Here is a 23,114-nt window from a genome sequence, read left to right on the forward strand (position 1 = left end):
TATATGAAGACAATAAGAGTAGTTGCAGCCGTTATAAAAGCTGTTAATGAAAATGGAGAACCAATTATTTTTGCAACGCAGCGTGGATATGGCGAATTCAAAGGAGGTTGGGAATTCCCAGGTGGTAAAATCGAAGCTGGTGAAACTCCACAGGAAGCATTAAAGCGAGAAATTATGGAGGAACTTGACACCGAGATATCCGTCGGAGCACTGATTGATACGATTGAATATGATTATCCAGAATTTCACCTTTCGATGGACTGCTTTTGGTGCAAAATTATAAGTGGTGATCTTGTGCTGAAAGAGCATGAAGCTGCTAGATGGTTGACTAAGAATCAGTTAAGGGATGTTGAATGGTTGCCAGCAGATATTACATTAATTGGGAAGATTAGAGAAAAAATGCAATAAATGACTTTTGATCCATCGAATTAGAAGTTAAAACAAACGGTATCCAATATAAGATCTGAAATACATAGACCTCATTCGAGCAACATTTTAAATGTTCTTGACTTATTTTGGACTAAAAAATCATAATATGTATATTCATTTTAATGTTTGCAAAAGAAAAAGGAGGCCACCCTCATGAAACATAAACTTAATCCCAGATTATCCTCCAGTGACTGGAAAGAATTTTGTGGCCGTTTTCACTTTCCGGCGGATGAGATGCCGAACATTCGGGCAATTTATACGGCACTTTTTCCACTGATAGAAGCCTATGCGTACTATTCTCTGGATCAGGATTTGGATGAAGTCGAACTTGCGCACTATGCCTATGGGTTTGTGACGCTTGGAAATGGGACGGATGAACTGGCGGAATTATATCTGAATCATGAGCAGATTCAGGAAGCCTATATTGTGGACTGCATCAGTCTTATGCTTTTGTCGAAGGCATACGAAGAGTTTGCACAGGTGGTAGAAGAACAAAGTGGCTTATATCTTCAAGAATTATCTTTTCTGGGAGATACCTATTCGCTCGGGCTGCTTCCTCAGATTTATGAGCGTCTTGCACCGGATGCGATCCAGCTTACCGAGGGTCAGATGCTTCGACCTCTGAAAACAGCGACAATGATCCTGCATCTGGATACAAAAATACATGCGGATCTCAAGCAATTATGTAATACATGCGAAAACTGCAGGAATTTTTCCTGCCCATCCAGAAAGGCTCCAGCGCGGTCTCTGCCGCACACCTATGGTGCTATGCAGATATTTCATATAAAATAAATACAACAAAAGAAGGTGTTTGTTTTGAACGATTTAATTGAATTCTTGAAACACGAAGGTATTTCCGCGGATCTGGTGGAAGAGGTGCAGCATTATGCGGATTCTCATGCTGTCAAAGAGGAATTGAAAAGCAGGATTCCTGTGCCTCATTTTCACTATTATGGCAATAAGATCTGGGAAGAGGCTCTCGCGGCACTTTTATGTGGAAAGAATCTGATGCTGGCAGGTGAGAAAGCTACTGGAAAAAACGTGCTGGCTGAGAATCTGGCAGCAGTTTTTGGCCGCCCGGCGTGGGATATTTCTTTCCATGTGAATATGGATGCAGCGTCTCTGATCGGTTCTGACACTTTTCATGATGGCAGGGTTACATTCCGCCCGGGACCGGTTTACTGTTGTGCAGAAAATGGCGGATTTGGGATTCTGGATGAGATCAATATGGCGAGAAATGAAGCTCTGGCGGTATTGCATTCGGTTCTTGATTTCCGGCGTGTGATCGATGTGCCTGGCTATGAACGTATTTCCGTGGCAGAAGATACAAGATTTATCGCAACCATGAATTACAATTACGCAGGTACGAGAGAGCTGAACGAGGCACTTGCTTCCAGATTTGTTGTCATCCAGATGCCACCGCTTATTCAGGATGATCTGCAGCGCCTGTTGAAAGACCAGTTTCCGGATCTGACCGCCAAATATAACAAGCAGTTTGCGCTCCTGTTTCTGGATCTTCAGAAAAAATGTGAAAATGGAGAGCTTACCGAAAAAGCGCTGGATCTTCGTGGAACGCTGGATGCGATCAGTCTGATGCAGAAAGGAATTCCAGTCAGGGATGCACTCGATCTTGGTATTACAAACAAAATATTTGACAGCTATGAGCAGGGACTCATCCGGGATGTGATAGCTGCCCGGCTGCCAGCAAAACTCAGACCTTCAGAGGTGTTTGAATAATGAGCGCCGTTACTTATACTGCCAGGGAACGGCGGGCTGCCAACCAGATCTGGAATGCAGCAGGACGTTATAATTTTGACCCGTTGTTTTTGGCGGTGGAAACGAAGAACCAGATTTCGGATTTTTACATGAATCTGATCATCGGACTGGCGTATAAGTATTACGGGGAGAAAACGCTCAGTACGTTATTTGGGTATTGGAATGGCGATATCAGTCAGGCGATGTTAGATGATCTGACCTGGCTGTATCTCGAACACGTTTTGTATACGAAGGAATCTCCTGTCCGCCCATCGATGACAGATCTGCGGATTGCTTATGGCAGCGATTTTTTTGCCGGTGAATATAAGCTTTCCAGACAGGAATGGATGAGCAAAAACCGACTTGTATACAATATGCAGTCCGCCAGATGGAGCCATGTACTCGGGAAGAAAAATCCTCTGCTTACGCCCATTGAGCAAAAGCTTTATTGCGCTCTGACTCCGTCAGAAATGCCTTCTCCAGACGAAATCAAGGAAACCATACTTGCGATTTACCGGGAATTTCATCTTTTTGATGGCAAAAAACATGTGAAAAAGGGATTCCGTCTGCATGTTACCGGAGCATTTGCCCGTTTTTTGACCAGAATTATGCCTGTCCAGACGGTCAGAAATGACCAGATTATGGTTATGCGTTCTTCGCAGGCAGATGTTCAGATGGGCGGAACGTTACAAAGCAAAAAGAGAGGGCATATTGCGCTTAAAAAGGAGATCAGCGATCGTTCTTATATTGAGAATTGTTTCGGAAGATCTCTTTTTTCAGATCAGGATCTTGTGAAAATCGAAAAAGAACTGTGCACCGGTAATCATAACGGCTGTCATCTCTGGTTTACGGATGGGAAATACACTACACATGGGAAAATCCCGGACAAATTCCGTCATTTAAGGGACCAGGCCGGGCTTCAGGCCGAGAGAAACCGTTCTTATTATCATAAGAATCTGCAGCTTCATAACAGTCTGGTTTCCCACCTGACGGAGCAGATCCGTAACTGCGAACAGGTCCATCAGCAGACGGATGTATTATCCAGTCAGAGTGGCAGTCTGGATATTACAAGAGTATGGCGGGCAGAATATATAGAAGATGATCGGATTTTTCATGCGAAGGAAGATGATAACCAGCCTTCGTTTACGGTTGATCTGCTTTTAGATGCGTCTGCTTCAAGACTCCAGTATCAGGAAATTCTTGCAGCACAGGGAGTGATTCTTGCGCAAAGTCTTCTTGCGTGTCATATTCCGGTCCGGGTATCAAAATTCTGCAGTGTGAGGGGCTATACGGTTTTTCATGTTTTGAAAGCTTTTGAGGATAAGAAATGTGACCGTATTTTCAATTATTTTGCTGCCGGATGGAACAGAGATGGCCTGGCGCTCCGCGAGGCGGAGAAATTTCTGCGTCTTGCACCAGGTCCTGCCGACAGGCATCTGCTGATCATTCTCACCGATGCCGCGCCCAACGACAGTCAGCGGATTCTGCCATCGGAGCATGCTCCGATGGGACGCAACTATGAGGATGATGTTTCCGTTCAGGATACTGCATCCGAAGTCCGTGCACTGCGTGCCAATGGAATTCACGTCTCAGCAGTTTTTATGGGAAATGATGCGGCTGCGCATAATGCGGCACAGATTTATGGCAAAGAATTCACAAGAATCCGCCAGATAGACCAGCTGGCAAAAGCCGCCGGTCGTCTGATTCAGAAGGAAATACAGGAATTGACCATCGGGTGATGGTTATCGGTTATCCACTTATCTCAAATCAATGTGATGAGATATGATTCGGAAATGAAAAAAGACGGAATTCATGACATTTTGAAATTAGGGATAGCTTTTTCAGGAAAAAAAGTAAGTGTAAGAACAGAATAAGATAAAGAGGAGTTGCAGAGTAATGGATAAGTATCCTAAGAGTGTTTCAAAAATTTTTGAGCGCAATACCAGGCAGATCAATCGCATCGTAGCAAACATTATGGCAATATGCTCGGTGGTGATTCTTCTGATGACATTTTTGTCTGTAACAGGATTTTTTGAATTTGGGACAAGTTATACGTATTTCGTTATCATTGTCGGTCTGTTAGTCAGCCTTTCACCAAAGATTTTATCACGTTTTTTATCCGACAATATTATGAAATATTACATGCTCATCTCCGCGTCTGTGTTTATTGGAGTTATGGGGGCAAACGAACATATCGGTATTTATATTACATATGCACTGGTTCCGATCATGAGTTGTCTGTATTTCAAAGAATCCATCGTATTGAGTGCATCGGCGATTTCTTATATGGCGATGCTTGTTTCGGTATATGTAAAAGCGGCAGGTTTGCCGGAAGTATTGTACGGGGTGTATACAAGAAATCATCTTTTTCTGTTCTATGCGGCAGGCTTTACATTTGAGTATATGTTGTGACGTCGATACTGTATTGTCTGGTAAAACACGTGAATCGTCTGATACAGGAATGTGACCAGATGAAGAGTGATTATAACCATGCTGAAAAAGAACGTCAGTTGTTTAATGCGCTTTGCATTAATTATTCGTCCGCGTACTTATGTGATCTGATGAATGATTCGCTTGAACCAATCAAACAAACGAAAGATTCGCATTTTGCTGTTGCAAGGGAACATATGGACAACAAGGACAGTTATTCCGAATGGATACAGTATTCATATGATCATATTGTCATCAGGGAGTCTGCACCGGATTATCTGGAAGTATTTGACGCAGATCATCTGATGCAGCACCTGAAAACAGAAAAGAGCGTGAGCTATCGTCATAAGACAAGAAAAAACAATGCTGGTGAAGAGTATTTTGAAGCGACAGTTGTCCGGCTTTTTATGGATGATAGCAGTTTTAAGGTTATCGTAGGTTATCGCCCGATTGATAATCTTATTGTGGAAGAAAAGAAACATCAGCAGCAGCTCGAAGAGGCACTGAAAAAGGCAGAAGTCGCAAACAGTGCCAAAGAAGAGTTCCTTTGCAGAATGAGTCATGATATCCGCACGCCGTTAAATGGGATCATGGGACTGATCAGGATTGATGAAGCGCATGCGGACGATTCCGAACTGATTATGGAAAACCATGCGAAAATGGAAGTTGCTACGAATCACCTGCTTTCGCTGATCAATGATGTTTTGCAGATGAGTAAATTGGAAGATGGATCGGTAGAGCTTGCACATGAACCGATCTGTCTGGGGGATATGACAAAAGAGATCGTTGCAATTGTTGTTGACCGGGCAAAGGAAGCAGGAATTGCATGGAATTATGATAAAGAAAAAATAAACATTCCATATCCGTACGTGTATGGAAGTCCGCTGCATCTGCGCCAGATCTTTTTAAATATTTATGGAAACTGCATTAAGTATAATCGTCCAGATGGAAAAATCACCACAACTGTGGACGCATGGAAACAACAGGATGGTATGTGCATTTACCAATGGACGATCACGGACACCGGTATTGGAATGAGCCAGGAGTTTTTGAAACATGTTTTTGAGCCATTTGCGCAGGAGCGGGCAGGCGCCAGAAGCAAATATCAGGGAACGGGACTTGGCATGGCAATTGTGAAAAAGCTGCTTGATAAGATGAATGGTACAATTTCTGTTACAAGTGAGGAAGGCGCAGGTTCTTCTTTTGTGATCACAATACCTTTTGAAATCGCATCACAGGAGGATATGGCGATTCCGCCAGTTTCACAGGATAATGACATTCAGGGAATACGTTTGTTAGTGGCTGAAGATAATGAATTGAATGCGGAAATTGCCAAAACAATACTTGAAGAGGAAGGGGCAGAAATTACGATTGTAGGTGACGGATTGCAGGCTGTGGAACAATTCAAAAACAGCCCGGCAGACACGTATGATGCAATTCTGATGGATGTAATGATGCCCGTCATGGATGGAATTACTGCAGCAAAAGAGATTCGCGCCATAAACCGTTCCGATGCAAAGCGGATCCCAATTATTGCAATGACCGCGAATGCGTTTAAGGAAGATGCACAGAAATGCTTCGAAGCAGGTATGAATGCACATCTTGCCAAACCGCTTAACGTTAAAATGCTGAAACAAACGATTGAGGAACTGACTGGAAAGTATATTCAGACCTGATTTATATAACAGGTGCAAAAAACGTCGTGATTATGGATGAAAATGTGAAGGGAAAACCGGAGCATGTTTCATGGGAAAACTTACGGTTGATGGATTATAAGCAAAATTGGACATAGGACTAAAGTTTCGTTGTTCCCATATCTGAAGTGTGGTAGACTTTAGAATTGTTCACGGATTTCTATATGAAATATGAAAAATTTAGAAAATTTATATTTATATAGAAAATACGACAATAGAAAGGGAAAGTAAATGAAAAAAAGATTATGCACAATTGGCTGTATTCTTGCAGCCAGCGTTATGATGTTTGGAGGCTGCGCATCGGGTAACAGCAAAGCTGAGAGTAAGGAAAATGCATCATCACAAAGTGAGGCTGCGGAGGTAACGGAATCGAAGGCAACGGAATCGAAGGAAGGCAAGAGATCTTCGGATTTTACTACGGATTATACATATCCTGGTACAAAATCAGGATTTGTAATTCTTGATTTTTTCATGAATGAAGAAGGCGAGACAAAACAGGATGTATCTTTGGCACATTTAGGAGCGATCAAGGATATTACAGCAGATGATGTCTTAGAACTGGCAGCAGACGAATCTGAATATGATGATTCATTGTTGGATGTGGAAGCAAATTCATTCGAAGATAGTAGCTTAGAGCCTGTTGATGAGTATGGAGACTGGCCATCTATATCATTTGTGGCATATCATACAAAAGATATGAACTGGTCTCAAATCAGACGTGATCTGATCAAAGAGGACATGTGGACTTTGTTGACGTCAAGAACAAGTGGTTCCATTACAGGATCTTCCAGCATACCGTTAACATCATCTACCATATATCAGAATGGAGAGCCACAGGATCCGGATGAAGCTGTTGAAAAGGTAGAAGTAACTCCGGAATATCTTGGAAAACCTACAACTGCAACACTTTTCGTGTCAGAGCCTGATGGAAAAGTCTGCTATGATATGTTTGTCTGCTGGAAAATCGGCGATAATGTGGTATATACAGAATTCTCTGGTCAGTGTTTTGATGATATCCAGATGATAGATAGCTGGCCAATCCATGTTACAACGGAGAAAGGATATAAGGAAGAGATGCAGGATAAGTATGATCATGCAGAGAGTAATAAGCAGACTACATATGACTTCACATTTTAAATAGTATTGTAAGAAATCAAACCAGATTCGTAAAGGGAGATCGGCCATGTGGCCGGTCTTCTTTGCATTTTAGATTCTGTTTTTGCCATTTACCGGGAAGTGCAGGACAACTTTGCGGAAATATTGTATGATGTCCTTAATGAAGTGATCGGATAACGCATCACAATATAGATTCAGAAAAGATATAGGAGTAATGGAACAGGCATGAAACCAAGAACACCAAAAAGTATGGAACTTTATCATATCCTGATGAAACGAGGATATCCACAGGAATTTTGTGAACAGATTACATTGAACTTAAATACAGACTGGACGGCACAGAGGATGATTGGATATCTGTCCCATTATCAGAAACTTCCAATGGAAGAAGTCGTGGATGAAATGCTTGCAATCCTTAGTGACAGAAATCGCATTATGCAAAAGCATGAGCTGGAATCTGTTAATGTGAAGTGGAATGAATATCTGAATAGATAAGGAAAATGAATTTTGAGTTAATGATAAGATAGAGCTTTTTATTTCATATTCATACTTTCATCGATTTTACTGCTTAGATCGCTATTTTGCTGATCTAAACAGTATATATACTTTAAGATGAGTGGAAAGTTCGAATAAATACTGCTTGAAATCAAAAAATTATTTTATAGGCAGTAAATATTCTTTGAAAGTGCTGGAAGGTTTGAATGAATACTGCTTGAAATCAAAAAACCATTTTATAGGCAGTAAATATTCTTTGAAATTGCTGGAGAGTTTGAATAAGTACTGCTTGGAATCATAAAACCATTTTATAGGCAGTAAATATTTTTTCAAAGCGCTGGAGAGCTTGAATAAGTACTGCTTGAAATCATAAAAAGTCCTTTCAAGCAGTATTTATTTTCCAGCAAAGTGATATTTATGTAGATGGTTGCGTTTCGAAACACTTATCCCCTTTTTTGAAACAGTTCGGCGATGATACGGGCTGTTTCTTCTACACCAAAATCATCGGATTTGATGCAAAGATCGTAATTTTTGGCATTGCCCCATTCGGCTTTGGTAAAGTGCTTACAGTGAACGGCACGTTCATGGTTTACTTTTTTAACTTTGGCGGCAGCAGCATCCAGCGATAAATGATCGCGTTCGGCAACGCGCGCAGCCTCGGATGTGGTATCAGCAGAGATGAACACATGGTAAGTGTTCGGCAGGTCTTTTAATATGTAATTAGCCAGTCGGCCGACGATGACACAGGATTCTTTTTGTGCAAGACCACGGATGATTTCTGTTTCCTTGTGGAAAAGCTGATCGACTTTTGGCAGCTCAGACTGATCAAGCGGACTGGAATACCAGGCAAAAAAATCGTGGAGAACAGGATTTTTTAAGGTCTGTTCGTTCTGTTCTACGTATTCCGGTGTATATCCGCTTTTTTCTGCAACAAGACGGATCAGTTCTGAATCATAATAATGAAAACCAAGCTGGTCCGCGAGGAGTTTACCAATCTGACGACCGCCGCTTCCAAATTCACGGGAGATGGTGATTACAGAATTGCAGGCTGATGTGGAAATTCCTTGATCTGCAGTATCATTTTTTCCGAGCAGGGCATCGCGCTGTTTTCCAAAAGCCCGGTTGATGATACCGACTAATGTTCCGACCAGGATGGCGGCGATGATTGTTCCGATGCCGACACTTCCAAGATTGTGGAGAATCGCCAGGCAGGTAATGGTAGAAACAATGACCATTGTGCAGTCAAAGCCGATTTTTACTTTGGAAAATTCAATATGTGTTACGGAAGAAACCGCCTGCATACAGCCTTCTCCGGCAAGCGGAATCAGATCTGCCGGCAGATATAAAAAGATACCAATTGCGACAAATACGGTGCTGATCAGTACCATTCCAATGCGGATCGCCAGATTGTTTGGTGTTGGAAGATAGGATACCATATAGTTACAGAATGTCGTGAAATATCCGAATATAACGCCGACTGCAATCTGCAGAAATTGAACGGGTTTGAATTTTTTCCGTAAAAGCAGAATCTGGATCAGTACCAGTACGATGTGGAAAAGGATGGTTGCTTTTCCCATCTCGATTCCCCAGACACAGGTCATCGTATACGGAATGGAGCTGACCGGAGAGACTCCGAGATTGGATTTTACAGAAAAAGCGATTCCAATCGTCATAATAAACAGCCCGATAAAATACATCGGGATTCTTACTTTCATATGTTTCATTTACTATTTCCTTCTTTCATCATATTTTCATAAATCCGTCCTAAAAAGTCATGAAATTGCTGGCTTTCCGATGCAGAAAATCCGTCCAGTGCACAGGACTCGATCTGTAAAAATTCCTGTTGCAGCCGGTTGGCATAAGCTCTGCCGGTATCAGTCAGATACACGTGCAGTGATCGGCGGTTGCCGTTGTCTGTCTGCCGTTTGATATAGCCTTTATTTTCCATTCCACTCAGGATCACGGTTAAAGAAGCCGGTTCGATATGGCAAAAAACAGCAATGTCCTTTTGAATCGCACCGTCGTGATTGAGCAGGTAATCAAGAATCTTAGGCTGACCAGGGGTAAGACCGGTGTCTTTCACGCGGCTGACCAGTGCCTTTTGAAACATCAGATGATCAGACATCAGAAGATAATGCAGTGATTCTTTCATAAACAAAACTCCTTTGGTTAGATTTCTAATTGTTAGGATTCTAATTAATAATAGTATTCAGAATGGGAAATGTCAAATCGTATATAGCGCTCATCAGGTATTGTATTTTTATATTTGAACGAAAATGACGGAAAATGACGGAAAATGCTTGAAACACTATGCGCAGTATGATACACTGTCTGAGAAAATTTATTTTACGTTTTATGAGGTGATATGTGATGAAAAATATAAATTTATTTCAGCTGACGAAACGGATCATTGTGTTTCTTGCAGGACTTTTGATCATTCAGACAGGTGTGGCAATTTTTATTCAGACATCAATCGGTGCGGACCCATTTACCATTTTTACAACTGGAATTGCGCGTCTTTTACATATGAATGTAGGTAATGCAAATCTGTTTTTATCGATCATATTTACGCTGGTGATCGTGGTCGTGTTCCGGGAATGGAAGCAGATCAATATTGGAACCGTGATGGCACTGGCATTTGCCGGGGTATGCATTAATTTGATGAACCGCGTGATCATGCCACTGTCATTAGGAAGTTTTCCGGTTCCGGTAAGGCTTCTTTTTGTTGTAATCAGCTGTATTTTGATCGCGGTTGGCTTCTCCATGGAAAAAGCATGTGATCTTGGCGTTGCACCAAATGATCTGTTTATTCTTATTTTTACGGATAAAACAAGAATCGAATATCGTTTTGTCAGAATTGGAATTGATATTACATTCCTGACTGTTGGATTTTTGCTTTGTGGCGTAAATACATTTGGCTCAACACTTGGATTTGGAACAGTGTTAAATGCGCTTATTCAGGGACCACTCATCCAGTTCTTTATGGAGCACATCGAAAAGGCAATACGACCAGTGATTGCATATGACAATTCCAAAGAGGCAGAAAAAGAGGCTTTCTAATAAAAACAGACGAATTGGCAAATATCGACAAAAAAATACGAAAATATTTTGTAAATTAGTGAAAAAGTGCTATAATAAAAGAAAATGATTTTTTTATAAAATAAGAGGAGGACGGGCACATGAAAAAATCATTATCTTTTAAATTATCAGCGATTTTTTCAGGGATTGTTTTAGTTACATGTCTGATTCTTGTCGGCACGTGTGGGTGGATTTTTACCACCACAGAGAAAACGATCAAAGATATCCGTTACGATGACATTTTAGACGGATATAAAACAGAGGTAAAATCGCAGGTTCAGTCGGGACTTACCATTGTCCAGTATTACTATGATCAGTATCAGAATGGGCAGATGGATGAAGATACGGCGAAGACAGAAGCTCTTGAAACACTGAGAAATTTCCGTTATGGAGATGAAGGGGATGGCTACATCTGGGTCGACAGTACAGATTATACGCTTGTTATGCATCCAATCCTTCCGGAGCAGGAGGGAACGAACCGGCGTGAACTGCAGGATAATAACGGTGTCATGATCATTCAGGAGATCATGAAAGTCGCACAGCAGGGCGGCGGATTCAATGAATTCATTTTTACCAAATCAGATGGAAAAACAGAAGCACCTAAGATCGCATACAGCCAGGAATTTGAGCCGTGGAACTGGGTGCTTACAACGGGATGTTATACAGATGATATCAACGCCAATATTGATTCCAGTGACAATACAAAGCAGATTTCCAAAACATTCCGGACAAACATATATGAACTGACAGCGGAAAGTGTTGTATTAATTATCGTAATGATCGTTATTACATTCCTGATTATTAAACGGGTGATCAAAGTACTTGATGTTGTAAAAGGAAAACTGGAAAGTATTTCTTCCGGAGATCTTACCGGCGCGATCGACAGCAAATATGCAAAACGCACAGATGAGCTCGGTTCCATGGTGCAGAATGCCAATAAATCCATGGAAAACTTCAGCGGAATCATTAAGGACAGCGTATTGATTTCGAAAAAAGTAACCGATGCCGGAGACAATGTAAAGAATATGACAGAGACCGCACTTGAAGCAACCGGTCAGATCGAAAAAGCGATTGAAGGTGTTGCAACGGAAGCAACCCGTCAGGTTCAGGCAATTGATAATATGCACAAAACCGTTTTGAAGATTCAGGATGGCGCAAACGACATCACTTCTGCAACCGAAACGATCAATAAATGCACAGAAGAATTAAGCCTGAATTCCGGCAACATGAAAAAGCATATTGAAGCAATGTCCAAGGGCAGTGGAGAAATGACAGAAAATGTTTCTACGATTGCATCACAAATTGCAGAGACAAACCAGACAATTGAGAAAATGTCCGAGATTCTGTCCAGCATCGAAGAGATTGCTTCAGAAACAAATCTGCTTGCACTGAATGCGTCTATAGAGGCAGCCAGAGCCGGTGAAGCTGGTAAAGGTTTTGCAGTAGTCGCAGACAGTATTAAGGGATTATCAGAGAATACATCGAAAGAACTTGAACGCATCAAAACGATCATTACATCACTTGTAACCGGATTTGATGAGTGTGCACGGTGTATTGATCTGGTTGTAAACAGCAATGAGACTAATATTAACGATACCAAAGAAGTGATCACAGCATTCTCACTGATTGAAGCAGGAATCTCAGAAACCAATGACAAGATCGAGAAGATTTCATCGGTTATCTCCGATACGATGGATGAGATCAATTCTGTTTCTACACAGGTTGAAGAGGTTGAAGGAAGTGCTGAAAGTACGGCAGCAGCAAGTCAGCAGGTAACGGCTTCCACAGAGGAACTGACATCACTCATGAACTCCGTTGAAGGAGATATTTCAGAACTGGCTTCAAGTTCGCATGAACTGGAAAAGAAGATGAACCGGTTTACGGTATAAAGAATCAGTTTTAAGGAAATCTTAAGGCAGACCCCATTAAACATTAAATGTGAAAATATACAATAAAAGCTATAAAATGTATAAAGGAGTTTTATAGCATATGGAGAAGAAAAAACTGATCAAAAACAAAATTGTTGACACACTTCCAATGTTGTATCTGGAAACGTTTATTCTGATGTTCCTGGGGCAGTTTCTGGGTGGACTTGTAATCGGAGTGCCATTCCAGCTTGGGTTTATGCTGAATACAAAGATGCGGGAATCGGCATTTTTGAATACGGCGTATATGTACGTGATCTTTCTTGGAATCTGGGCAGTAGCGATTTTCTGGATTCTGATCAAAAAACGGAATCGTCCGATCATACAGGCGATCGGAACCAAGCCACAGGGGAATAATTGGAAATATCTGCTTTTGGGAACGGTTCTGGGATTTGTGATGAATGGCTGCTGTATTCTGGTCGCATGGCTTCATAAGGATATTGCACTGACATACGATGCTTTTCATCTGGCATCGTTTATTGGAATATTTGTTACTGTATTTATCCAGTCCTCTGCGGAGGAGCTTTTGTGCCGTGGTTTTCTGTATCAGAAGCTTCGCAGAAGTTATCAGAAACCGGTAGTTGCGATCGTGGGCAATTCATTATTTTTTGCATTTCTGCATTTATTCAACGATGGGGTAACAATTCTGTCGCTGATTAATATTTTTCTGGTGGGAATTTTGTTTTCACTGCTGGTATATTATATGGACAGCATCTGGTGTGCATTTGCACTGCATACGGCATGGAATTTTACCCAGAATATCATCTTTGGCCTGCCAAACAGCGGTATGATGGTTCCATATTCGGTATTTAAGCTGGATGCTGCAACTGCAGCAAACAGTTTTGCATATGATGTTGGTTTTGGAATTGAAGGAACGATTTTTGCGGATATTGTTTTGCTTGCCGCCTGCATCATCATCTATCTGTGGGGCAGAAAACACGGCAAACAGGCATACAATGTCTGGGCAGAATAAATTGTGTATACAGAATCGGAAAAGAAGAAGGCCGGGGATTATTTTGTTAATTCACGGTCTTTTCCCATGAAAAAGACAGCCACAGTGTCTGGTCCGGCGTGGCTTCCTGTGCAAAAATCGTAGGAAGTGTTAATGAAGCCACGCACTGGAATACGGCTTTTTATTGCGTTCATTACGTAGAGGGAGTCCTCGTAAGCATCGGCGTGTGCGACGCCAAGAATCTGACCGGCTGGATCTACAATGTTATTGCAGGTGAGCTCGACCAGTTCATTTAAGGCAGCTTTGCGTCCGCGGCAGTTTTTGTAAGAGACGATAAAGCCATCCTGACTGCCCTGTAAGATCGGCTTGATCTTTAACATATTGCCAATGGTGGCAACGGAGCTTTTCAGTCTTCCTGTTTTCGATAGATATTTCAGGTCTCCAACCGTAAAAATGCCGTTCATTCTGGCCGGATAGGTTTCAAGAATGTCAGCCACTTCATCCAGTTCCATGCCTTTTGCACGGAACTCACTTGCATAAATGGCTAAAAGTCCCTGACCAAGGGAGGCATTTAAAGAGTCAATCAGACGGATTTTACGGTTGTTGATCGGATGTTCCATCAGATCTTCCGCAGCCAGGCGGGCAGAATTGTAGTTTCCGCTGATGTTTTTGCTCAACGAGAAATACAGTACATCCTGATTATTTTCCATTGTTTTCTGAAAAGCTTCTTCAAAATCGGCGGTGCTGATCAGCCCGGTTTTGATCTCACAACCGGCGCGCATGGCATTATAGTATTCGGCGCCTTTTTCCCGTTCTTCTTGCGGAGTAAGATCCGGGGTGTAGCAGACGAGCTCCTTTCCATTTACATAATTTACGAATGATAATACGTGAATATTATATTGTTTTGCGATTGTGGCAGGTATATTTGCTGCAGAATCAACAAAAATCTGAAACATATGCAGTCTCCTTTTTCTTTTTTATAAGTATCTCCAAATTTTAACGATTTAAAACGAATGCCGATACAGGCAGACGGATCAGTCTATCACATGGTGATTCAGCCATTTTCTCGAATGAAAACGGATGCTGAATATGATGGCGCGAAGTGTCCAGTCACAGAACATGCCGATCCACACGGCAATTGGTCCAAAGCCCCATACACGGCAGAGGTAAATACACAGGCTTACCCGGCAAAGCCACATCGTACAGCAGGAAGTGATCATTGAGAATTTTACATCACCTGCGGAACGCATTCCATATGGCGGAATAAATGCGAGAACCCATGAGAGTGGTTTTACAATGGTAATGAATGTGACCATGGACAGGCACAGTTTTGCGCTGGCAGGCTCCATTCCGGCGATGATCGTAATCGGTTTTGTCAGTGCAAAAACAAGAAGGCAGCTTGCAATGACGACGGCTTCTGCAAGCCAGGACAGCTTCTTGATATAGTAGATCGCTTCATCTTGGCGGTTGGCACCGAGACATTGGCCGACTACGGTCATAAGGCCGATTCCGATTCCAATCGCGGCAATTCCGTTTAGATTTTCCAGAATATTGGTCATTGCCTGTGCTGCAATGGCAACGGTTCCAAGGGTAGAAACCGTGGACTGGATCGCGAGTTTTCCAAACTGAAACATACTGTTTTCGATTCCAGATGGAATGCCGATAAACAGTATCTTTTTAATAAGATGAAAATCAGGACGTATCGAGAAATAATTCCGGATAGAAATTGGTGCGTGATCGCTTCTGAGCTGCCAGATAACAACAACTGCGCAGAAAATACGTGATACAAGCGTTGAGATTGCAGCACCTTCTACGCCCATTTGAAATCCGAAAATTAAGACCGCATTTCCGGCGATATTCATGAAATTCGAAATCACAGAGATGATCATAGGATTCCGGCTGTTATTTTGCGAACGCATGATGGATGCGCCGGCGTCATACAGTCCGATAAACGGAAACGAAAGCAGTGTAAACAGAAAGTAGATCTGTGAATTGGTCATGACATCGGGCTCTACTTTGCCGAAGATCAGACGAAGAAGCGGATCTCGGAAAATCAGACAGAATGCGGACAGCATTACGGAAAGAACGACCATGACAAAAAGTACCTGCTGTGCAGAACGATTGGCTTCTTTCTGGTTTTTGCTTCCAAGATACTGGGAACATAAAATGGCGCCTCCAGCCGACAGGGCTGACAATGCCTGAATGACAAGAATATTGATGGAATCCACGAGTGACACTGCAGATATGGCAGCAGAGCCGATATTGCTTACCATCATGGTGTCTGCTGTTCCCATTAAAGACGAAAGCAGCTGTTCCACGATGATCGGGATCAGCAGTTTCCTTAAATCCAGATTGTTATATAAATGATGCGTGTTATTTTGCATTGTTTATCGCTCCCCTGTATTTCAGATATTATAGCACATTATTTTCTGACTTTGGGAGTTCAGTAGAATTTTCATACACAAAAAGGAATTCTGTTTCATCCAATAGTTCCATTGTTTTGGCATTGCAAGAGTGCGGCGGAATGTGATAGACTTGGGTTAAAGAAAAGACACAAGGGGCAGCAGGTTCCTTGTGTTTTTTGTAAAGATAGCGGACGGCGTTACGAAGGAGAAAAGGTGGATGAAAGAGGAACGTGAAGAAAACATACGTATCAATGGGGAAAATTACGTAAAAGAGAAAAACCAATTTCCCAAATGGACAATTCCGGTGATTGTGCTCCTGATACTTGCAGTTGTTGTTTTTCTGATATATAAAATGTTTTCCGGAATAGATACAGGAAAGAAAATAGCAGACAGTATCAATGAGAATATTATTGGAACAGAAGGCGAAGTAAATACCATAACGGAATCGACGATCAAGGATGTATTTGAGATCAGCGAGCTTCAGACTGCGGATTACATTTACAATGCGATAACGCCGGTCTGCGATGAAGACGGAGAAACGGTAAAATATTATGTTGCATACGAGGGAACTGTGACAGCGGGAATCGATTTTGACAGCATAGACATTGATATCGACCATGATGCGAAAAAGATCACGATCACAGTGCCGGATGTGACGATCCAGGATGCGGTGGTGAATGCCGGTACACTGGAATATATTTTCAAAAAAGATAAATACAACAACGAAAACGTATTTAAGGAAGCATATGCAAAATGTCAGGAGGATCTGGACAAAAGAGCGGGTAGTGAGGACAAACTCCTTACGATGGCGAAAGAGAATGCAGATCAGGTGATCGAGGCACTGGTAAGTCCATGGGTTGAGCAGATAGATCCTGCATATGAGATCGAGGTCAGGTAGGAGGCTGTTATGAAAAAGAGAGTATTACTTATTATCATGGGAATCCTGTTGTTATCGTTGGGAGCCTGCTCTATGGAAAAAGAGGACACAGATCAGGCGACACAGGAAGCAGAAGCTGCAACAGAGAGCAGTGCAAAGGCAGTGGTAAATGAAGAGCCGGATATTTCCCAGATCCGCTCTATTTGTAAACTGGCAACACTTGAATGCTATTATCACAATGTCGCGAAGTCGGAAAAAGAGGCCGGAAGCGGACTTACACACTGGGGTGAATCAGACCGGAAATTCTGGACAGAATACACCGGAGTTGCCAAGATCGGTGTCGATATGTCAAAAGGTGACATGAAGATTAACGGAACCGAGATCACAATCTACATGCCGGAGGCAGAGATTCTCAGTATCAAGCCGGATTCCGAATCCGTTTCCACACCGGTTGTTGATACGGACAGCTGGAACAGCAATCCGATCGATGCGGACGACGTGACCGGTGCAGTCAGCGTTGCACAGGATGATATCTGCGAAAGCATCCAGAATGATTCGAGTCTGCTTGCTAACGCGCAGGATCGGGCCAAAAAACTGATTGAAAATTACATTAATCAGCTTGGAGAAGCATCTGGAACAGAATTCACAGTAAAATGGGAAAGTTTGTGATGCAGGAATGCTGTTATATGCAAAGACGCAGGAACTTACACAGATTGCAGAGCAATTAGATAGAATAGCAGGAGATTATTTTGGAACAGGAATTATACATGGAATTGTTTGATGTTAGAATCAGATGATAGCAAAGATTATAAGATAGTAGAATAAATTTTTAATTGCGGTTTATGGTTACAATATAAAGAATAGATTTATTGCATATTATAATAAAAATGGAGGTAGCGTTATGGGGAAAGACAAGCTGTTTTCTGGTGAATCAAAAAATATTGAATATAAGGTGACAATACCAGATAAAAGTGAAAAATACATGAAAACCGTTGTGGCTTTTGCTAATACGCAAGGCGGAAAATTGGTTATAGGCATTGACGATAAAACGCATCAAGTAGTTGGAGTGGATAAGGATAGTCTTTTTCCGATTATGGATTCGTTGGCAAATGCTATATCTGATTCGTGTGAGCCACAGATAATTCCAGATATTGAACCACAAACGGTTGATGAAAAGACAGTGATTGTTGTTACCGTAGAGGCAGGAAAAAATCGACCATATTATATTAAGTCCAAGGGCAAAGAAAAAGGAACTTATATTCGTGTCGCAGGAACTTCAAGACTTGCTTATCCGGAAAAGATAAGTGAATTGGAGATGGAAGGCGCACGTATTTCATGGGACGAACTAACCTGTGTAGGATATGATGTAACAGAAGCAGCAACACAAAATTTGTGCAAAGATATAGAGGATTTTCGTAAAAAAGCTGGTCTTTCGGAACATACTGTTAGTAAGGAACAACTATTTAATTGGAAAATTTTGAAAAATAAAGATGATAGTGTACTTGCATCTAATGCGTATGTTTTATTGACATCGGATTATTTTCCATTTTCAAAAACGCAATGTGCAGTATTTAAAGGAACGGATAGAACAGTATTTTTAGATAAACGGGAGTATACAGGACCGATATATAAACAAATTGAAAGTGCGGTTGATTTTGTTTTAAGAAATATCAGACTTGGAGCAACGATAGATGGTTTAGTGCGCCGGGAAAGCTATGAACTTCCGCTAGAGGCAATTCGAGAAATGATAATCAATGCTCATTGTCACAGAAATCTGTTAGATGAATCGTGTATACAGGTAGCTATTTATGATGATCGTTTGGAAGTGACTTCACCAGGGGGCTTGTATAATGGGCTAACCTATGAAGAAGTAATGAGTGGTCATTCTAAGATCAGGAATAAGTTGATTGCTAATATTTTTAGTCAGATGGGATTGGTGGAAGCATGGGGAAGCGGTATAAGAAGAATTATAGGTGCTGCCAGAGAATATAGTCTTCCTGTTCCGACTGTGGAAGTATTTGATGATATGTTTAGAGTTATTTTATTTAGAAATGTGCAGGACAGTGGAAATGGTAGTGATTTCGGAGTAAATGGTGGAGAAAACTTCGGAGATAATTTCGGAGTAAATGGTGGAGAAAACTTCGGAGATAAAAACAATGTCAGCAAAAACGGACAGAAGGTGACGGGTACCCAACAGAAAATACTTGATTGCATAGCAGAAGATAAATATATTTCAGCTAAGAAAATAGCAGAGAAAATAGGTATGTCCGGGCGAACTGTTGAAAATAACATTAAAAAAATGAAAGCGTCAGAGATTTTGGCTCGTCATGGATCACCGAAATCTGGTTATTGGGAGATTATAGAATAAGTTATGCCTTTATGGGCAGGGTTACTGTTCAGTGATTAGCCAAATCCAGTAAATATAAAGGGTACAGTATGTAGTTTGTAAGTATTTCACAAACTTTGCTGTACCCTTTTGCTTATTTTGCAAATGCAGCTTCAATAGCATCATAAACATTGCAATTTTGCATTTTGGCAGTTTCGATAATTGTCAGGGCATCACAAATATGTTGTCCTCCGGCATCGCTCCGAAGCACAACCGCTTGCTTTTGTTTTCGCTTGAATTTGCGTAGTTGGCGTTCACTTATGTTGTTGGTATAGTCGACTTCAGGATGAGAAAGAAAGTATAGGTGATCATCCTTATAATCACGTAGTCTTTTGTATAGGTTGAAGCCATCCATAAAATCTTTGGTGGGCGGATATTTCTCATATTCTTCGGAGGCGGTAGCGAGGACAGCATCATATTTATCGGTTAAAGAGTTAATCTTATCATTTGAAATGCCGGATTTATTATGTTTTGCAGTATGAATCATCTTCTGCAAAAGTCCATGCATTTGTTTGTGCCACTTTAGATTTGGTTCGGATTCGATGGCTCCAACAAGATATCTTAATACATGTGCAAGACATTCCTGATGAGAAGAACCATAGGAGTAATAAGTTTTATCGTGGTCGTGAATGATTGTACCCTCAAAGTTTTTAACCGGAGTTTTAGATAAACCATCATGACCTTTGTGTTCTGTATGCTGATATAAAACATGCTTTTTATCAGTACAAACAATAACAGCTTTTCTCTTGCCATTTATGTTGCTGACTGTAGCGTCAGAATATAAAACGTCTGAGTGTGTGAGAAGAGAAAATATCTTTGCTCTTTCTGCTTCAGTAGATGCCGAGAATTCAGTTGAAAGATTATAAATTGTGCCAGTAGAAATGTTAACAATCCCTTTGGTGATGTCAGAAATACATTGCTTGGTTTTAGCAATGGATACGTTGTAATAATTGTTCAGCAGGAAAGCAAGAGCTTTAATGGAAGAACCGTAATTAACATCATTAATGATACCATCAGGAAAATGCGCATGACATCTGGCACCGGTTTTACGATTGCGATATTCATCTGTAATGAAGTTAGTAACATTTACAGAAATAGAAACATCAATGAGCTGTTTGGTAATCTTTTTTCCGGTTGGATATAAGTCTGGATTTGAGATAAAGGACTCTGGAGCAGGAATAATTACAGGCTCCTTTGTGGCATTAAGTTTGGTGACAGTATGAGCTTTGTGACCTTTTTGCGCACCTGGCTTTTTACCGGAAGGCTTGCGGCTGTTAGGCACCTTTTTACGGAAAGGAAGGGCAGAAGAAGGAAGAGAAGAATTCTCAAAACTTGTATTCAGCCTTTTATTCAGCTTGGCATTTGTACCATTAAGCATGGCAACTTCAGCTTCAGCTTTTTCGGCGCGCTGACGCAGTTGTTTGTTTTCAGAAAGAGCGGCTTTGAGTTGTTCTTTTACATCAAGAAGTTCAGGTTCAAGGTCAAATTTAAGAGATTCCATGTGTTTCCAATGAGCTCTGGCTTCTTCATGACGACGATTTTCGGTTCTGTTTACTTGCTCAAGATGACGAATATGACGCTCTAAAGCCTCTTTTTCCTCCACGGGAAATAGACCAGTGGACTGCTTTTCGAGGCGGGCTACTTTAGCACGAAGAGAAATAAGTTCCCGGCGTTGTAGCTCATGAGCCTCTTTTAAAGTCATCACTGATCCTCCTTTGATATATGAAAAGTGTAAGATTAATTGGCAGCCTGAATACGTTCAAGTTCCTTCTTGAGAGCAGAAACCTGGAGCTTGAGCTGACGATTTTCATCTTCTAATTCCAGAATACGCTTATCTTTATTAATTCCAGGAGATACAGAATCTGGTTTGGATTTGGCACCCTTGTTTCTGCCGTCGGTGGGAATCATTTCGCCTGTGTCAGGGTCGATTTTACCGATAAGAGTTCTTTTGGCTCTGGAACACTTTTTTTCTTTGTCGTAGTAAGATTTAGAGTCGTAAACATAGGTAATACCGGATCTTTTGTCGAATTGTTTTATGATAGCCATTAAAAATACCTCCTCTGTGGTTATGAGTTTATTATAACACATAACTCTACAAAAATGCAATAAAAAAATGGCAGAAAACCGCCATTTTTCAAGGAATTTTAGATGCTTTTATAAATAAAATATGGTTACGAGAGAGGGCATCTGGCCAGGGACTGAACAGTAACTGGGCAGGATTAGTGTGTACAGGTGGGATTTTTATACCCCACCTACTGTAATAGACTGTAATCATCAAAGAAGAAGCGGAGGATTTGATGATGAAGGGATATAATACAGGCGATGGATACATGGGACTCGTGGAAGGCAGATATATCTTATTTGCCAGTGAATCGGAATATTATGATTATATGAATGATTAGGAACAGGCGGAGAATATAATTTTAAGAACATCTGAGATATGGTATACTTGGGTTATCATAGACAATTGCGAAACAATTGAAATATAAATTAAGCATATACTTACAGTACATGCAGAAGTAAGTTTTAAAATTGTTTCACAAATGTCTATTTGGCAATTGTAAAAGGAGATGCTGCCATGCCAAAAGGGACGAATCAGAAGTTTAAATTATACCGTCTTGCCCAGATCATGCTGGAGAACACGGATGAAGAACATTATATTACGATGCCGGAGATCATAGATGCACTTGGAACATATGGAGTTACCGCGGACCGGAAGAGTATTTATGCAGATCTGAGAGATCTGGAGATATTGGGGATCAATGTGGAAGGAGAGCCGGTTGGGAACCGTTATCATTATCATGTGGTGGACCGGCCCTTTGAACTGCCGGAACTGAAGCTTCTGGTAGACGCAATCCAGTCTTCCAAATTTATAACAGAGAAGAAGTCCAATGCGCTGATCCGTAAATTGGAGAGGTTCGTCAGCAGATATGATGCGCAGAAGCTGCAGAGGCAGGTGTATGTTTCCGGGCGTATCAAGACGATGAATGAGAGCATTTATTATACAGTGGATGCAATCCACAATGCGATATCCATGAATAAAAAGATCCGTTTTCAGTATTATCAGTGGAACGTGCAAAAGGAGATGGAACTGAGACATAACGGGGCATGGTATTGCATCAGTCCGTGGGGACTTTCGTGGGAAGGCGAGAATTATTATCTGGTTGGATTTGACCAGGGGGCAGGTAAGATTAAGCATTACCGGGTAGATAAGATGTTACATATCCGGATCATGGAGGAAGCACGGGAGGGAAAAGAGCACTTTCAACGGCTCGATATGGCAGATTATACCAGAAAAAGCTTTGGAATGTTTGGTGGAAAAGAACAGAATGTAAGGCTTCTGGTCGATAACGAACTGGCAGGAGTCATGATCGACCGTTTTGGCAAAGACGTCATGATGATTCCGTCTGGGGAGGATCATTTTACGGTAAATGTGGATGTACGCGTCAGCAGACAGTTTCTGGGCTGGGTATTTTCGCTTGGAGAACAGGTTGAGATCCTTTCGCCGGAAGAGGTCAGATCTGCGATGAAGGAAGAAATCCAAAAGCATATGAGGCAGTATCAGTAAGATT

General features: G+C 41.4%; 21 protein-coding genes. 15 read left to right on the forward strand and 6 right to left on the reverse strand.

Features of this window, described 5'->3' with window-relative positions:
- Positions 1 to 3: 3 nt before the first annotated feature.
- From FYJ75_RS11735 to FYJ75_RS11770, 8 genes are all read left to right on the forward strand, one after another.
- Positions 4 to 408, forward strand: a complete 405-nt coding sequence (locus FYJ75_RS11735; protein WP_154430633.1) for a (deoxy)nucleoside triphosphate pyrophosphohydrolase — start codon at positions 4 to 6, stop codon at positions 406 to 408.
- Positions 409 to 582: 174 nt separating this feature from the next.
- Positions 583 to 1,221, forward strand: a complete 639-nt coding sequence (locus FYJ75_RS11740) for a hypothetical protein (RefSeq protein ID WP_154430634.1) — start codon at positions 583 to 585, stop codon at positions 1,219 to 1,221.
- 24 nt (positions 1,222 to 1,245) lie between these two features.
- Complete coding sequence (locus FYJ75_RS11745; protein WP_154430635.1) at positions 1,246 to 2,166, forward strand: AAA family ATPase; 921 nt, start codon at positions 1,246 to 1,248, stop codon at positions 2,164 to 2,166.
- Positions 2,166 to 3,923: a vWA domain-containing protein gene (locus tag FYJ75_RS11750; RefSeq protein ID WP_154430636.1), complete on the forward strand. Its 1,758-nt coding sequence runs from the start codon at positions 2,166 to 2,168 to the stop codon at positions 3,921 to 3,923. The genes FYJ75_RS11745 and FYJ75_RS11750 overlap by 1 nt, the downstream gene beginning before the upstream one ends.
- A gap of 157 nt (positions 3,924 to 4,080) precedes the next feature.
- On the forward strand, positions 4,081 to 4,596 hold the full coding sequence (locus FYJ75_RS11755) for a hypothetical protein (protein ID WP_154430637.1): 516 nt from the start codon (positions 4,081 to 4,083) through the stop codon (positions 4,594 to 4,596).
- Positions 4,593 to 6,290, forward strand: coding sequence for an ATP-binding protein (locus FYJ75_RS11760; protein WP_328596936.1), 1,698 nt, complete (start codon positions 4,593 to 4,595; stop codon positions 6,288 to 6,290). The genes FYJ75_RS11755 and FYJ75_RS11760 overlap by 4 nt, the downstream gene beginning before the upstream one ends.
- 249 nt (positions 6,291 to 6,539) lie before the next feature.
- Entirely contained in the window at positions 6,540 to 7,445 is a 906-nt protein-coding gene (locus FYJ75_RS11765; protein WP_154430638.1) for a hypothetical protein, read from the forward strand.
- A 204-nt stretch (positions 7,446 to 7,649) separates the two neighbouring features.
- Positions 7,650 to 7,919, forward strand: coding sequence for a hypothetical protein (locus tag FYJ75_RS11770; protein WP_195839006.1), 270 nt, complete (start codon positions 7,650 to 7,652; stop codon positions 7,917 to 7,919).
- A 443-nt stretch (positions 7,920 to 8,362) separates the two neighbouring features.
- Here FYJ75_RS11770 and FYJ75_RS11775 read toward each other — a convergent pair whose 3' ends face one another.
- Entirely contained in the window at positions 8,363 to 9,643 is a 1,281-nt protein-coding gene (locus FYJ75_RS11775; protein ID WP_154430639.1) for a cytidylate kinase family protein, read from the reverse strand.
- Positions 9,640 to 10,071: a MarR family winged helix-turn-helix transcriptional regulator gene (locus FYJ75_RS11780; protein ID WP_154430640.1), complete on the reverse strand. Its 432-nt coding sequence runs from the start codon at positions 10,069 to 10,071 to the stop codon at positions 9,640 to 9,642. Before FYJ75_RS11780 ends, FYJ75_RS11775 begins: the two co-directional genes overlap by 4 nt.
- 218 nt (positions 10,072 to 10,289) lie before the next feature.
- Here FYJ75_RS11780 and FYJ75_RS11785 point away from each other — a divergent pair, with 218 nt between their 5' ends.
- From FYJ75_RS11785 to FYJ75_RS14540, 3 genes are all read left to right on the forward strand, one after another.
- Positions 10,290 to 10,979: a YczE/YyaS/YitT family protein gene (locus tag FYJ75_RS11785; protein WP_154430641.1), complete on the forward strand. Its 690-nt coding sequence runs from the start codon at positions 10,290 to 10,292 to the stop codon at positions 10,977 to 10,979.
- A gap of 119 nt (positions 10,980 to 11,098) precedes the next feature.
- Positions 11,099 to 12,886 carry a methyl-accepting chemotaxis protein gene (locus tag FYJ75_RS11790; RefSeq protein ID WP_154430642.1) on the forward strand — a complete coding sequence of 596 codons (1,788 nt, stop codon included), beginning with the start codon at positions 11,099 to 11,101 and terminating at the stop codon, positions 12,884 to 12,886.
- A gap of 100 nt (positions 12,887 to 12,986) precedes the next feature.
- The gene (locus FYJ75_RS14540) at positions 12,987 to 13,895 is read left to right on the forward strand and encodes a CPBP family intramembrane glutamic endopeptidase (RefSeq protein WP_235907096.1); all 909 of its coding nucleotides are present in this window, start codon (positions 12,987 to 12,989) and stop codon (positions 13,893 to 13,895) included.
- Between the two features lie 38 nt (positions 13,896 to 13,933).
- Here the strand turns inward: FYJ75_RS14540 and FYJ75_RS11800 are convergent, their stop codons facing one another.
- Positions 13,934 to 14,830 carry a DegV family protein gene (locus tag FYJ75_RS11800; RefSeq protein ID WP_154430643.1) on the reverse strand — a complete coding sequence of 299 codons (897 nt, stop codon included), beginning with the start codon at positions 14,828 to 14,830 and terminating at the stop codon, positions 13,934 to 13,936.
- 78 nt (positions 14,831 to 14,908) lie between these two features.
- Positions 14,909 to 16,258 (reverse strand): MATE family efflux transporter, encoded by a 1,350-nt coding sequence (locus tag FYJ75_RS11805; protein WP_154430644.1) that lies wholly within the window; start codon positions 16,256 to 16,258, stop codon positions 14,909 to 14,911.
- A gap of 238 nt (positions 16,259 to 16,496) precedes the next feature.
- On the opposite strand from FYJ75_RS11805, the gene FYJ75_RS11810 reads away from it, so the two are divergent.
- The 3 genes from FYJ75_RS11810 (at position 16,497) to FYJ75_RS11820 (ending at position 19,524) form a co-directional block, all read left to right on the forward strand.
- Positions 16,497 to 17,177 (forward strand): DUF4230 domain-containing protein, encoded by a 681-nt coding sequence (locus FYJ75_RS11810; protein WP_154430645.1) that lies wholly within the window; start codon positions 16,497 to 16,499, stop codon positions 17,175 to 17,177.
- Between the two features lie 9 nt (positions 17,178 to 17,186).
- Positions 17,187 to 17,825, forward strand: coding sequence for a DUF4230 domain-containing protein (locus FYJ75_RS11815; protein WP_235907097.1), 639 nt, complete (start codon positions 17,187 to 17,189; stop codon positions 17,823 to 17,825).
- 232 nt (positions 17,826 to 18,057) lie between these two features.
- A complete protein-coding gene (locus tag FYJ75_RS11820) occupies positions 18,058 to 19,524 on the forward strand; it encodes an RNA-binding domain-containing protein (protein WP_154430646.1) in 1,467 nt (488 codons plus the stop codon).
- A gap of 112 nt (positions 19,525 to 19,636) precedes the next feature.
- On the opposite strand, the gene FYJ75_RS11825 is transcribed toward FYJ75_RS11820, so the two are convergent.
- Both FYJ75_RS11825 and FYJ75_RS11830 read right to left on the reverse strand, forming a co-directional pair.
- Positions 19,637 to 21,244 carry an IS66 family transposase gene (locus tag FYJ75_RS11825; protein ID WP_154430647.1) on the reverse strand — a complete coding sequence of 536 codons (1,608 nt, stop codon included), beginning with the start codon at positions 21,242 to 21,244 and terminating at the stop codon, positions 19,637 to 19,639.
- 35 nt (positions 21,245 to 21,279) lie between these two features.
- Positions 21,280 to 21,588 carry a hypothetical protein gene (locus tag FYJ75_RS11830; protein ID WP_154430648.1) on the reverse strand — a complete coding sequence of 103 codons (309 nt, stop codon included), beginning with the start codon at positions 21,586 to 21,588 and terminating at the stop codon, positions 21,280 to 21,282.
- A 532-nt stretch (positions 21,589 to 22,120) separates the two neighbouring features.
- On the opposite strand from FYJ75_RS11830, the gene FYJ75_RS11835 reads away from it, so the two are divergent.
- Entirely contained in the window at positions 22,121 to 23,110 is a 990-nt protein-coding gene (locus tag FYJ75_RS11835; RefSeq protein WP_154430649.1) for a helix-turn-helix transcriptional regulator, read from the forward strand.
- The last annotated feature ends 4 nt before the right edge of the window (positions 23,111 to 23,114 follow it).

It is taken from the genome of Roseburia porci (assembly GCF_009695765.1).
GTDB classification, from domain to species: domain Bacteria; phylum Bacillota; class Clostridia; order Lachnospirales; family Lachnospiraceae; genus Roseburia; species Roseburia porci.